Genomic DNA, 14276 nt, shown 5'->3' on the forward strand with positions numbered 1-14276 from the left:
ATCGATGGTCACTCCATGGCCTTCCGCGCCTTCTACGCGCTGCCGGCGGAGAACTTCACCACGACCACCGGCCAGTCCACCAACGCGGTGTACGGCTTCGTGTCCATGTTCCTGTCCCTGCTGGAGCAGGAGGCACCCACCCACGTCGCCGTCGCCTTCGACCTGCCCGGCGGAACCTTCCGTACCCAGGAGTACTCGGAGTACAAGAGCACCCGTGATGAGACGCCGCCCGCCTTCGCCGGGCAGGTGGAGCTGCTGCAGGATGTGCTCGCGGCCATGGGCGTGCCCACCGTGACCTCACCCGGATACGAGGCCGACGACATCCTGGCCACCCTCGCCGCTCAGGGCCAGCTAGAGGGAATGGAGGTGCTCGTCTGCTCCGGGGACCGTGACTCCTTCCAGACGGTCACGGACCATTGCACCGTCCTGTACCCGATCAAGGGCGTTTCCACGATGCGGCGTATGACCCCGGCGGAGGTGGAGGAGCGCTACGGCGTTCCGCCCGAGCGCTACCCGCACCTGGCGGCACTGGTGGGGGAGACCTCCGACAACCTGCCGGGCGTGCCCGGGGTCGGGCCCAAGACCGCCGCCAAGTGGATTCGCCTGTACGACGGTCTCGAGGGCGTCATCGCACACGCCGATGAGATCAAGGGCAAGGCGGGCCAGTCCCTGCGCGACCATCTCGACGACGTGCTGCGAAACCGCCGCCTCAACCACCTGCTGACCGACCTCGACCTCGGACTCGATCCCGCCAACGACCTGAAGCTGGCAGGGGCCGACCGAGACGCCCTCGCCCGCGTCATGGACGCCTTGGAGTTCCGCAACCTCCAGCAGCGCTCCGAGCGGATACTTCCCTTCGCGGACGCCGTGTCCGCAACCCCGAAGGCCGACGCCGGGGACTCCCCGGCCGCCCGTCTGAAGGCCGTCGGTATCGCGGTGGTGGGGCGCGATGTCGCCCCCGGCGCCGTCGGCCCTTGGCTGGACGCCAACCTGGCGTCGCAGGACCCGGCCGCCCCGATCGGGGTTGACGTGTTCGGTGTCCTGCACCCCGGCCAGGGGGACGCGACCATGGTGTCGCTCTCGGACGGCGCCGTCGCGCTCGTCGCGGACCTGTCCCTCCTCGATCCGGCTGATGAGCAGGCCCTGTCCACCCTGCTGGCCGACGCCGGCAGGCCGAAGATCGTCGCCGACGCCAAGGGCGCCTGGCACGCCCTGCACGCCCGCGGCATTGACCTGGACGGCGTAATCGCCGATCCCGCGCTCGCCGGCTACCTGTGCCGACCCGAGCAGCGCGCATACGACGTCGGCTCGCTGGCCCAGCGGTGGCTCGGAATAGACCTGGAGGCGCTCACCGCCGCCCCCGACGACCAGCCGCAAAGCGCCTTCGACCTGGACGCCCTGGCCGACGACGCCCCGACGGCTGCGGCACTGGCAGCCGCCCGCAGGGCCGCCGTGCTCCTGCCCCTGCAGCGTGCCCTGGAGGAGCAAATGGGCCAGCGTGGCGTCCTGGACCTGTTCCGGGACCTGGAGATGCCGGTGGCGGCGACCCTGACGCAGATGGAGGACGCCGGCATCGCCGTGGACGATGCCGTCCTGGCCGCGCGCCAGACCGAGCTCGACGCGCGGGTGACCCACGCCGCCGAGGGCGCCTTCGCGGCAGCCGGGCACGAACTCAACCTCTCCAGCCCCAAGCAGCTGCAAGCCGTGCTGTTCGACGAGCTCAAGATGCCCAAGACGCGCCGCACGAAGACCGGCTACACCACCGACGCGGACGCCCTGGCGTCCCTGTACGTCAAGACCGGTCACCCCTTCCTGGAGCACCTGCTGCAGCATCGCGATGCCATCAAGCTGCGGCAGACCGTGGAGGGCCTGCGCAAGGCGATCTTGGCTGACGGGCGTATTCACACCACCTTCCAGCAGACCGTCGCGGCTACCGGCCGCCTGTCCTCCACCGACCCGAACCTGCAGAACATACCCGCACGCACCGAGGAGGGTATGCGTATCCGCGAGGCCTTCACCGTGGGCGCCGGCTACGAGTGCCTGCTGACGGCCGACTACTCGCAGATCGAGATGCGCATCATGGCGCACCTGTCCGGGGACGCCGCGCTGATCGAGGCCTTCCGCTCCGGGGAGGACCTGCACCGCTACGTCGCCGCGATGGTTCATGGCATCGGCGTGGACGAGGTCACGCCCCAGCAGCGCAGCCACGTCAAGGCGATGAGCTATGGGCTGGCTTATGGGCTGTCCACCTTCGGGCTGGCGCGCCAGCTGGGCGTGGACACCGGCGAGGCCGCCGGGCTGCGGGAGGCCTACTTCGCACGCTTCGGGCGTGTACGCGACTACCTGGAGCATGTGGTGGAGCAGGCGCGTCGCGATGGGTGGACCCAGACCATGTTCGGGCGGCGCCGCTACCTGCCGGACCTGAGCAGCGACAATCGCCAGCGCCGCGAAATGGCCGAGCGCGCCGCCCTCAACGCCCCCATCCAGGGCAGTGCGGCAGACATTGTGAAGAAGGCCATGGTTGATGTCGCTGAGGGGCTGGCCGACGCCGGGCTCCGCTCACGCATCCTGCTGCAGATCCACGACGAGCTGCTGCTGGAGATCGCCCCGGGGGAGGACGAGGCCGTGCAGGCGCTGGTGCGGGAGCGGATGGGCGCAGCCGCCGAGCTTTCGGTGCCCCTGGACGTCTCCGTGGGGCGCGGAACCACCTGGCGGGAGGCCGCCCACTGAGCCGAAACCGGGCTTTTTCGGGCTCGGCGTGAGGAATTCCACGCAAATGGGGGCCGGGTTTGTGACACGCCCACAAGTCACGGATTGGGAACGTGCTGGTATGGTCAGGCGTGCACGCCCCTGGGCGCCGAATCAGGCGTCCAACCGCGGTGCGGAGCTGGTCCGGGCCGGCCCGCTCGGCGGGGGACGTGTGGACTCTATTGACCCGACCCTTCTGTCCATATTCGGAGCAACTACTCAATGACCACCAACACGCCCAGCCCCGCCCCGGTCGCCGTCAACGACATCGGCTCGACCGAGGAGATCCTCGCCGCCGTCGACGAGACCATCAAGTACTTCGATGACGGCGACATCGTCGAGGGCACCGTCGTCAAGGTTGACCGCGATGAGGTCCTCCTCGACATCGGCTACAAGACCGAGGGCGTCATCCTCGCTCGTGAACTGTCTATCAAGCACGACGTCGACCCCGAGGAGATCGTCTCCGTCGGCGATGACGTCGAGGCCCTTGTCCTCCAGAAGGAGGACAAGGAGGGCCGCCTGCTGCTGAGCAAGAAGCGCGCCCAGTACGAGCGCGCGTGGGGCACCATCGAACGCATCAAGGAGGAGGACGGCGTCGTCTCCGGCACCGTCATCGAGGTCGTCAAGGGCGGCCTCATCCTCGACGTCGGCCTGCGCGGCTTCCTGCCCGCCTCCCTGGTGGAGATGCGCCGCGTCCGTGATCTGCAGCCCTACGTCGGCCGCGAGCTCGAGGCCAAGATCATCGAACTGGACAAGAACCGCAACAACGTGGTCCTGTCCCGCCGCGCCTGGCTGGAGCAGACCCAGTCCGAGGTCCGCACCAACTTCCTGCAGACCCTGCAGAAGGGCCAGGTCCGTACCGGCGTGGTCTCCTCCATCGTCAACTTCGGTGCCTTCGTGGACCTGGGCGGCGTGGACGGCCTCGTCCACGTGTCCGAGCTGTCCTGGAAGCACATCGACCACCCCTCCGAGGTTGTGGAGGTCGGCCAGGAGGTCACCGTCGAGGTGCTCGACGTCGACTTCGACCGCGAGCGCGTCTCCCTGTCGCTGAAGGCGACCCAGGAGGACCCGTGGCAGGCCTTCGCCCGCACGCACGCTATCGGTCAGGTCGTTCCCGGCAAGGTCACCAAGCTGGTTCCCTTCGGCGCGTTCGTCCGCGTCGAGGACGGCATCGAGGGCCTGGTGCACATCTCCGAGCTGGCCCAGCGCCACGTGGAGCTGCCCGAGCAGGTGGTCAAGGTCGGTGACGAGGTCTTCGTCAAGGTCATCGACATCGACCTGGACCGTCGCCGCATCTCCCTGTCGCTCAAGCAGGCCAACGACGGCGTCGACCCCAACTCCGACGACTTCGACCCGTCGCTGTACGGCATGGCGGCCGAGTACGACGAGAACGGCAACTACAAGTACCCCGAGGGCTTCGACCCGGAGACCAACGAGTGGCTCGAGGGCTACGAGGCCCAGCGGGAGGCCTGGGAGGCCGAGTACGCGGCCGCGCAGGCCCGCTGGGAGGCCCACAAGGCCCAGGTCGCCCGCGCTCTGGAGGAGGACCAGGAGGACGGCGACGCCGCCCCGGCGGACGCCACCTCCTTCTCCTCGGCCCAGCCGGAGGCCACCGGCACCCTCGCGTCCGACGAGGCGCTCGCCGCGCTGCGTGAGAAGCTGACCGGTAACTGATCCAGGCCGCGTAGGCGGCCGCTCATATCGGCTCTCGCGGCCGCTGAGCAATCACGATCGAGGCCCGCCCACCACCAGGTGGACGGGCCTCGATTCGCAAGCAGGTGAATCGACTGAGTTCGGGAGTGATGATGACGACCTGGGATGAGCTCGCCCAGTTGATCCGTGACGCGGGCGATCCACGCAGCCTGCAGGCACAACAGCGGCTGTACCAGCTGGTCGTGGCCGAGCCTCCCGTGGGCGAGCCGTCGGAGGAGGTCGCCGCCGAACTTGCCGACGCGCTATCGGCTGTTGACCGTGTCTGGCTGCCCGGGCTCGGGGAGGACCCGGACCGGTCCAGCGCTGAGATCGACGCGGCCATCGCGGCCTGCGCCGCCGCGCGGCGGGGCGTGGGCATGTCGGTGCTGCCCCTGCGCTACGCCGAGGTGGAGCTGTGCACCTACTACGGCCGCAGTGACGATGCACTGGAGAACCTGCGCGTGGCGCGCCTGTTCTCCTTCGACGCCGTCGACCTCGGTGCCACCCTGGCCACGGCGCGCATGCACGACGACTACTCGGGCGTGATTCGCACCACGACGGCGGTGCCGACCCGCCCGGACGCCGACCCGGCTGCGACCGCCCTGGGCCTGGCCGCCGGCCTGCTGCCGTACCTGGCGCAACGTCGACGCGTCGAGGCGGAGGATGCGCTGGCCACGCTGGCGATCCTGGAGGTGCCGGCGGAGCTGCGGCTGCGGCTGCTCGGCGACGAGCTGGAGTACCTGGGCCTGTCGGGCCAGTGGGAACGGGCGCTAGCCCGCCTGCGCCATACGGACACTGCGGCCGAGGATGCGTCCGGCTGGAGCCTGCTCAACGCCGCCGTCGGCACGAGCCTGGTGCTGCGGGAGGCGAACCGTGCAGGATACGGTGCCAACGCCATCGGCTCCGTCCTGAACTGGTCGAACCCGTGGGTGAAGCCGCCTGCCGTCACCGGCTGGGACACGGTCGCCCGTGCGTACGACGCCGTAACCGCCTTCGCCCGTGCCCTGGCCGCACGCTTTGACGCGCGCAACGGCAACAACGCGGTCTCCTATCGGACCGAGTCCCGCATGGCCGCGGAGGCGGCCGGCCTGGCTAACCGCTCCTACGGCACCGTCACCGGTCCCGCCGTTGACCCCCGGCGGCTGGCGGACCGCCGGTCCCTGCTGGCCGACGTCGACCGGCTGCTGATCCTGGCCCGTGGATACGGCCTGGAGGCGGTTCACGAGCAGGCGATCTCCACCGCGGAGACCGTTGGCCGTTCCCTGGCAGAGGTGACGGACGACTCCCAGCTGGAGACGGTTGTGGCCCTGCGCGTCGCCTTCGCTCGCCTGCTCCTGGAGCTCGGCGCCGACGAGCGTGCCGAGCGGGAGGCCCTGGACACCACCGAACTGTGCCTGTCTCAGGGCTGGGTGGAGCTGGCCTGCGGCAGTCTGGCGACCGCGGCGCGCGCGGCGGCCGCGCGCGAGGACCACGCGGCCGTCGCGGCGCACTGGGAGCGAGTGCGCGAGCTAATGGGCACGTGGCCGCTGGGGCGTTTCGGCGAGCGGATAGGAACCCTGACGGATGCAGTCGGGCACCCCGAGACGTCCAGCCTTGCCCTGGTCGCGCTGGCCGAGACGGTTGCCGGGGGAGTCGCGGAGGATCACTCCCGTGCCCCGGCGGCACGGGAGGCCTGCCGCCGCTGCCGCGAGGAGCTTGAGCGCTGCAAGGAGCAGCCGGGCGGCGTCGTCGAGCGCGTCCAGGCAGTCGAGGAGCGCCTCGCCCCCTACGGGCGCGGCCGGGGCGGACGCCACCGCGCCGATGAGCAGGCGCCGGGGGAGGAGCTATCCGCCTAGCAGCCGGTGGGGGAAATCCCCGGGCACCCTGCTAACCTGGCTCTGCCCGGGACGACCCGGAGCCTACGGACACCACTCGGGGACGGCCCCAGGGAAGGGGCACGCATGTCCTGGCTTGTTCTGATCGGTTCCGGCCTGTTGGAGGCAGTCTGGGCCACTGCCCTGAGCCGTTCGGAGGGCTTGTCCCGGCTGGTTCCCACACTGGTGTTCCTGGCCGCCTGCCTGACCTCCATGGGCGGACTCGCCTACGCGCTTCGGGAAATCCCCGTTGGCACCGGTTACGCCGTATGGACCGCGGTGGGCGCGGCGACGACGGCCACGTGGGCCATGGCCACCGGCGCGGAGGCGGCTTCCCTGGCGCGGGTACTGTTGCTCATGGGGCTGGTCGCATGTGTCGTCGGCTTGAAGCTCATCGACCACTGAACAGACGCCGACCGCCACGCTCGGATGGTAGCCTGTTCGTAATACGTGACCGTTGCGTATTCACTGCATTGTCCAAGGAGGCCTCATGGCCGCGTGTCAATCGGCGCATCGTCTCGGCCCGGGGGTCAGCAGGCGCACAGCCATCGGCGCGGCGCTGCTGGGACTGGCCGGATCGGGAGCCATAGCGCTGACGGGCTGCGCGGCCGACCAGGGAGTCGAGAAGCCGGTCCTGTACATCTATCCCGAAACCACCATGGACCTGAGCGTGCGCCTCGACTATGACGGCGAACTCACACACCTGTATCCGGACGCGCCGGCCGACGGCGGCCGGGTCGAGTGGGAGGTGACGGCGAGACCCGACGGCGTGCTCACCGACTCCTCCGGGCGCAGCTACCCGTACTTGTTCTGGGAGGGGAGGTCTCGGCCTGCCCTGTCGCAGGAAGCAGGAGCCGTGGTAGCGGCGGCAGACGCCAACCGGTTCCTGGAGGAACTGGCAGCCGCCACGGGGCTCAACGACCTCGAGGCCGCGGACCTGATCACCTACTGGGCGCCCCGGATCGCCGCCCGCGAACAGACCCTGGTGACGGTGGCCACCGAGCAGTACGCAGCCATGGCCCGGTACACGCTCACCGATGCCGCCGGGCGGGAGATCATCCCGGACACGTTCATTCGCCTGTACCTCGTAATCGGAGATGCGCCAAGCCACCCGGTTCCCGAACAGGAGCCGCCCACCCCGATGCGACGCACCGGTTTCACGCTGGTGGAGTGGGGCGGATCCGAACTCTAACCGTGTATGTGTGACAAGACGGGCATGATGGGGCCATGAGCACGACCATGCATGCTTCACCGCTCCGCCACCGGCGGCCCACCGGGCGCGCCCTGTACGTCGGGCTGACCGGCGGCATCGGCGCCGGCAAGTCCGAGGTTGCTCGCCTGCTGGCCGCACACGGAGCCGTGGTCGTGGCGGCCGACGCCATCTCCCGAGAGGTGGTCGCCCCCGGCACCGATGGCCTGAACGCCGTGGTGGCCGAGTTCGGGCAGGAGCTGCTCAATGCCGACGGCGCCCTGGACCGTGCCGCGCTGGGCCGGATCGTCTTCGCGGACCCGCTACGCCGCGCCCGCCTGGAGGAGATCATCCTGCCGCTGGTGGCCGCCGAGGCCTGGGCGCGCCTGGAATCCGTACCGGCCGGACAGGTGGCCGTCTACGACGTGCCCCTGCTGGTTGAGGGGCAGATGGGGGGCATGTTCGACGTCGTCGTGGTGGTCGAGGCGGAGCTGGAGACCCGCCTGGAACGTCTAGAGCGCCGCGGCCTGGAGCGTGAGCAGGCCCTGGCGCGCATCGCCTCGCAGGCATCCGACGCCGAACGGCGCGCCGTCGCCGACGTCGTGGTCTGCAATTCCGGAACCCTGGAGGAACTGGCCATGGCTGTATCGCGGCTGTGGACGGAACAGCTTGCGCCCGCAGCTGACTAGCGGTCCACAGCCGCCTGCACCCGTACGACCCTAGCGGCTGCCGCGTAGCCTTGGGGCCATGCGTCCTGTCACCGACCTGCGCCGCGCCGACAAGCCCTTCGAGGTCATCAGCCCCTACACCCCGTCGGGCGACCAGCCCGCCGCCATCGCCGAGCTCACCGAGCGGCTGAACGCGGGGGAGAAGGACATCGTGCTGCTGGGCGCCACCGGCACCGGCAAGTCCGCAACCACGGCGTGGCTGGTGGAGCAGGTGCAGCGCCCGACCCTCATCCTGGAGCCCAACAAGACCCTCGCCGCCCAGATGGCCGCCGAGTTCCGTGAACTACTGCCGAACAACGCGGTGGAGTACTTCGTCTCCTACTACGACTACTACCAGCCGGAGGCCTACGTCCCCCAGACGGACACCTTCATTGAGAAGGACTCCTCCATCAACGACGAGGTCGAGCGGCTGCGGCACTCCGCCACCAACTCCCTGCTCACCCGCCGAGACGTGGTGGTGGTCTCCTCCGTGTCCTGCATCTACGGCCTGGGCACACCCCAGGAGTACGTCGACCGCATGACGCCCCTGCGCGTGGGGGAGCAGATCGACCGCGACGAGCTGCTGCGCCGCTTCGTCACCATGCAGTACACCCGCAACGACATCGACTTCACCCGCGGCACCTTCCGGGTACGCGGGGACACGGTGGAGATCATCCCCATGTATGAGGAGCTGGCCATCCGGGTGGAGTTCTTCGGCGACGAGATCGACGCCCTGGCCACCCTGCACCCGGTCACCGGGGACGTGATCGACCGGGTCGATGAGGTGTTCGTGTTTCCGGCATCGCACTACGTGGCGGGCCCCGAGCGCATGGAGCGGGCCATCGCCGGCATTGAGGAGGAACTGGCCGACCGCCTGGCGGTGCTGGAGCGCGACGGCAAGCTGCTGGAGGCGCAGCGCCTGCGCATGCGCACCACCTATGACCTGGAGATGCTACGCCAGATCGGCTCCTGCTCCGGCGTGGAGAACTACTCGATGCACATCGACGGCCGCTCCCCGGGCACGCCCCCCAACACGCTGCTGGACTACTTCCCGGAGGACTTCCTGCTGGTGATCGACGAGTCCCACGTGACCGTCCCCCAGATCGGCGCCATGCACGAGGGTGACGCCTCGCGTAAGCGCACCCTGGTGGAGCACGGTTTCCGGCTGCCCTCCGCCCTGGACAACCGGCCCCTGACCTTCGCCGAGTTCGAGGACCGGGTCGGGCAGACCGTCTACCTGTCCGCCACCCCCGGCGAGTATGAGACCCGCCGCGCCGACGGTGTGGTGGAGCAGATCATCCGGCCCACCGGGCTGGTGGACCCCAAGATCGTGGTCAAGCCCACCGAGGGGCAGATCGACGACCTGCTCGAGGAGGTGCGTCGTCGTGTAGACAGGCACGAGCGCGTCCTGGTCACCACCCTGACCAAGCGCATGGCCGAGGACCTGACCACGTACCTCGCCGACCGGGGCGTGCGCGTGGAGTACCTGCACTCCGACGTCGACACGCTGCGCCGTGTGGAGATCCTCCGCTCGCTGCGGCTGGGGGAGTTCGACGTGCTGGTCGGCATCAACCTGCTGCGCGAGGGCCTGGACCTGCCGGAGGTCTCACTGGTGGCGATCCTCGACGCCGACAAGGAGGGCTTCCTACGCTCCTCCACCTCCCTGATTCAGACGATTGGGCGGGCCGCCCGCAACGTCTCCGGTGAGGTGCACATGTACGCCGACCAGGTCACCCCCGCCATGGCCGAGGCCATTGAGGAGACGGAGCGGCGCCGCACCAAGCAGCTGGCCTACAACGCCGAGCACGGCATCGACCCGCAGCCGCTGCGCAAGAAGATCGCAGACGTCACCGACATGCTCGCCCGGGAGGACGTGGACACCGCCGAGCTGCTGGCCGGCGGCTACCGCGGGCACGAGGAGAAGCAGGTCGTCTCCCGCCGCAAGCAGGCGGCCGAGGCGACCGTGCGCGAGAAGCTCGCCGGGACGGCCCAGTCCGACCTGGCGGGGCTGATCCAGGAGCTGACCGACCAGATGCACGCCGCCGCGGAGGACCTGCACTTCGAGCTGGCCGCCCGCCTGCGCGATGAGATCCAGGACCTGAAGAAGGAACTGCGGGACATGCGGGCCACCGCCTGAAGCGGCGGTGCGTCCGCCGCGCCCGGGCGTGCTGCGTGGCGGGCCGCGGCGTCGTCGACGTCGGCAAGCACACACCGTTTCGGGCCGCGCGGGGGTGGCGGCTCCGGCACCCCGCGGCGATAGACTCGGGGGCACAAGCTCATACGGAGGGGAGTACTCCCAGCAACGGCGACGTCGTCATCACGGCGGCCCGGAACGGCACCGCACCGCGGCAGCCCCGGCCCCCGGCGTCGCAGGCCAGATGATGAGCGCAGTCAGCGCCCCTGGCGGGAGGAGACCTCCGGTACCCGACCGTACCGGAGGTACAAGCAGTGGATGTCCACGCCCTCGGCTGGCTCGCCCTGGCCGCCATCATCATCACGATGATCACGATCGACATCGTCGGTCACGTACGTACCCCGCACGAGCCCACTCTCAAAGAGGCGGCCCAGTGGTCGATCGGCTATATCGCGATGGCAGTGGTCTTCGGCGGGATCGTCTGGGCGATTTGGGGCGGCACCTACGGCCAGGAGTACTTCGCCGGGTACATCACCGAGAAGGCGCTGAGCATCGACAACCTGTTCGTGTTCGTCATCATGATCGCCGCCTTCCGGGTGCCCCGGAGGTACCAGCAGGAGGTGCTGCTGGCCGGCATCATCATCTCCCTGTTCCTGCGGCTCGCATTCATCCTGGCCGGGGCGGCCCTGATTGAGAACTTCTCCTGGATCTTCTACCTGTTCGGTGCCTGGCTGCTGTGGACCGCCTTCTCCCAGGCCCGTGAGGGTGTGGAGGAGCCCGACGCGCACGAGGATGAGGAGTACCACCCCACCGGCTTCGTGCGCCTGGTGGCCAAGGTTGTGCCCATGACTGACGGATTCGTCGCTGGCAAGCTCATCCACCGGCACGCCGGCCGCACCATGATCACCCCCATGCTGCTGTGCGTGATCGCCATCGGCACCGCGGACGTCATGTTCGCCGTCGACTCCATTCCGGCGATTTACTCGCTGACCAGTGAGCCCTACCTGGTCTTCGCCGCGAACGCCTTCTCCCTGCTGGGCCTGCGGCAGCTGTACTTCCTGATCGACGGGCTGCTGGACCGGCTCATCTACCTGCACTACGGACTTGCCGCCATCCTGGCCTTCATCGGCTTCAAGCTGGTCAACCACGCCCTGCACACCAACGAGGTGCCGTTCATCAACGGCGGCGAGCCCTGGGAGGTAGTCCCCGAGCCGGAGATCGGCACCTCGCTCGGCTTCATCGTGGTGGTCATCCTGATCACCGTGGTCGCCTCCGTGCTCGTCTCCCGGCACCGGGCCCGCCGGGCCGCACGGGAGGCCGCAGGCGAGGGCGTTGGCATTGCCGAGTCCGGGGACGCGGTCACGGCGCAGTCCGGCGCCTGAGCCGAGAACACGCTGAGAGCCTCTCAGGAAGTTCCGGGTCGGGTAGTACATGCTGACCCCGTGACCAGGACACATTTCATGACTGCGCCCGCCGCCACAGCCGGAGCCGCGGATACGACCGGGCTGACGGCGGGCGAGGTAGCCGAGCGCGTGCGCGCCGGACAGACCAACGCCTACCGGGACACCACCTCCCGTTCGGCCGCCGCGATCCTGCGCGCCAACGTCTTCACGATCTTCAACGCCATCCTGGGCGCCGCCCTGGTGCTGATCCTGCTGTTCGGCTCCTGGAAGGACGCCCTATTCGGCTTCGTGCTGCTGCTGAACACGGCCACCGGCACCATTGCGGAGGTACGCGCCAAGCGGGCCCTGGACCGCCTGTCCGTGCTGGACGCGCCGCGCGCCCACGTGCTGCGCGACGGCGTCGAGCAGGACGTGGACGTGGCCGCGGTGGTGCTCGACGACGTGCTGCGGCTGCGCAGCGGCGAGCAGGTACCCGCCGACGCCGTGGTGCTGACCAGCGACAACCTGGAGCTGGACGAGTCCATCCTCACCGGCGAGTCCGACCCGGTGCGCCCCGACGCCGACGACCGGGTCATGTCCGGCACCACCGTCACCGCAGGCACCGCCCTGGTACGCACCACCGCGGTCGGCGCCGACGCCTACGCCCGCCGGCTGGCCCGGGAGGCCCGCCGCTACTCGGTGGTCACCTCCGAGCTGCAGGAGGGCACCAACCGGGTGCTGCGCTGGATCTCCTGGGTGATCGTGCCCGTGGCGCTGCTCCTGGTGTGGTCGCAGCTGCGGCAGAACGGCGGTGTGGCGCAGGCACTGGCCTCCGGGCAGTGGCGCGTCGCGCTGGTTGCCGGAATCGCCGGCGTGATCGGCATGGTGCCGCAGGGCCTGGTGCTGCTCACCTCCGTCAACTTCGCCACCGCCTCCCTGGCCCTGGCCCGCCGCAACGTGCTGGTGCAGGAGCTGCCCGCCGTGGAGGTGCTGGCCCGCGTGGACACCCTGTGCCTGGACAAGACCGGCACCATCACCACCGGCGCTATCCGCCTGGAGGAGGTCGCCGGCCCCGACGGCGGCCCCCCGCCCCGGGCGGTGCTGGAGGCCCTGGCCGCCCTCAGCGACGGCGAGGACCCCAACGCCACCGCCGTCGCCATCGCCCGCGGACTGGTGGACCAGCGGTACCTGGGGGAGCAGGCCGCCGCGGCCGGGGCCCGCGCGGTGGAGGCCGCCGTGCCCTTCTCCTCACGCCGCAAGTGGTCGGCCGTCCGCTACGACGGCGTCACCTGGGTGCTGGGCGCCCCCGAGATCGTCCTGGCCAGGACTCCCGGAGCCGAGGCCGCGCTGGCGCGGGTACGCGAGCGCGCCGCCGACGGCGCCCGGGTGGTGGCTCTGGCCCGCTCCGGCGAGTCCTGCGGCACCGGCGCCGACGACCACCTGCTGCCCGGCGGACTGGAGCCGGCGGCGCTGGTGGTGCTGGCCGAGGAGATTCGCCCCGACGCCGCCCGGACCCTCGACTACTTCCGGCAGCAGGGCGTAGAGGTGAAGGTGATCTCCGGGGACAACCCGGACACCGTGGCCGCCGTCGCCCGTCGGGCGGGCGTGACCGGCCCGGACGGCGGGGCTCCGGTCGCCGTCGACGCCCGCACCCTGCCGCAGGAGGCGGACCCGGACGGTCCGGAGGCCGAGCGCCTGGCCGAGGTCCTGGAGGGCGCGAGCGTGCTGGGGCGGGTGACTCCCGAGCAGAAGTGCGCCTTCGTGCGGGCGCTCAAGTCGCGGGGCCGGGTGGTGGCCATGACCGGCGACGGCGTCAACGACGCCCTCGCCCTGAAGGACGCCGACCTGGGCATCGCCATGGGCAACGGGGCGCCCGCCACCAAGGCGGTCGCCCGCCTGGTGCTGCTCAAGGGGGAGTTCTCCGCCCTGCCGGGCGTGGTGGCGCAGGGGCGGCGGGTCATGGCCAACACCGAGCGCATCGCCTCCCTGTTCCTGGCCAAGACCGTCTACGCTTCGCTGATCGCCGTGGTCGTCTCCCTGACCGCCATCGCCTACCCGTTCCTGCCGCGGCAGCTGACGATCGTGTCCTCGCTGACGATCGGTATCCCGGCCTTCATCCTCGCGCTGGCGCCCAATAGCCGCCGCTACCGGGCCGGCTTCCTGGGGCGGGTGCTGACCCTGGCGGTGCCGGCCGGGCTGGTGGCCGGCTGCGCCACCCTGGCGGCCCGTACCTGGCTGGTGGCCGTGGGGGTTTCGAGCGAGCAGGTGACCACCGGCGCGACCCTGGTGCTGGTGTGCTCCGGACTGTGGCTGCTCACCCTGACGGCCCGGCCGCTGCTGGGATGGCGACTCGGCCTGGTGGCGGCGATGGCGGGCATCGCGGTGCTGGGCGTGTTCGTGCCCGCCGTGCGCGCCTTCTTCCTGCTGGCCTGGCCCGCGGCGGGCACCTGGTGGATCATCCTGGCTGTGTCCGCTGCCGCCGTGGCAGGCATTGAGGCGGTATACCTGCTGCGCCCGCGCCTGGTCGCATACCTGCACGCCCGGGGCCTGGTGAACTGAGCCGGGCGCGGG

General features: G+C 70.2%; 9 protein-coding genes. All 9 read left to right on the forward strand.

What is annotated here, in order from left to right; genetic code table 11:
* Window positions 1–15 precede the first annotated feature (15 nt).
* The 9 genes from polA to E4J16_RS05945 all read left to right on the forward strand — a co-directional run bounded on the left by polA (window position 16) and on the right by E4J16_RS05945 (window position 14264).
* On the forward strand, window positions 16–2730 hold the full coding sequence (gene polA, locus E4J16_RS05905; protein ID WP_240038408.1) for a DNA polymerase I: 2715 nt from the start codon (window positions 16–18) through the stop codon (window positions 2728–2730).
* Window positions 2731–2970: 240 nt separating this feature from the next.
* Entirely contained in the window at window positions 2971–4422 is a 1452-nt protein-coding gene (gene rpsA / locus E4J16_RS05910; protein ID WP_136193933.1) for a 30S ribosomal protein S1, read from the forward strand.
* A gap of 128 nt (window positions 4423–4550) precedes the next feature.
* Complete coding sequence (locus tag E4J16_RS05915; protein ID WP_338028885.1) at window positions 4551–6275, forward strand: hypothetical protein; 1725 nt, start codon at window positions 4551–4553, stop codon at window positions 6273–6275.
* A 105-nt stretch (window positions 6276–6380) separates the two neighbouring features.
* The gene (locus E4J16_RS05920) at window positions 6381–6698 is read left to right on the forward strand and encodes a DMT family transporter (RefSeq protein ID WP_136193935.1); all 318 of its coding nucleotides are present in this window, start codon (window positions 6381–6383) and stop codon (window positions 6696–6698) included.
* Between the two features lie 85 nt (window positions 6699–6783).
* Window positions 6784–7485: a transcriptional initiation protein Tat gene (locus E4J16_RS05925; protein WP_136313505.1), complete on the forward strand. Its 702-nt coding sequence runs from the start codon at window positions 6784–6786 to the stop codon at window positions 7483–7485.
* A gap of 47 nt (window positions 7486–7532) precedes the next feature.
* The gene (gene coaE, locus E4J16_RS05930; protein WP_136193948.1) at window positions 7533–8171 is read left to right on the forward strand and encodes a dephospho-CoA kinase; all 639 of its coding nucleotides are present in this window, start codon (window positions 7533–7535) and stop codon (window positions 8169–8171) included.
* Between the two features lie 58 nt (window positions 8172–8229).
* On the forward strand, window positions 8230–10326 hold the full coding sequence (gene uvrB, locus E4J16_RS05935) for an excinuclease ABC subunit UvrB (protein WP_136193937.1): 2097 nt from the start codon (window positions 8230–8232) through the stop codon (window positions 10324–10326).
* 311 nt (window positions 10327–10637) lie between these two features.
* Window positions 10638–11705: a TerC/Alx family metal homeostasis membrane protein gene (locus E4J16_RS05940; RefSeq protein ID WP_136313506.1), complete on the forward strand. Its 1068-nt coding sequence runs from the start codon at window positions 10638–10640 to the stop codon at window positions 11703–11705.
* A gap of 78 nt (window positions 11706–11783) precedes the next feature.
* Window positions 11784–14264, forward strand: coding sequence for an HAD-IC family P-type ATPase (locus E4J16_RS05945; protein ID WP_136313507.1), 2481 nt, complete (start codon window positions 11784–11786; stop codon window positions 14262–14264).
* Window positions 14265–14276 lie beyond the last annotated feature (12 nt).

The sequence above is a fragment of the Actinomyces procaprae genome, assembly GCF_004798665.1.
Classification (GTDB): Bacteria; Actinomycetota; Actinomycetes; order Actinomycetales; family Actinomycetaceae; genus Actinomyces; species Actinomyces procaprae.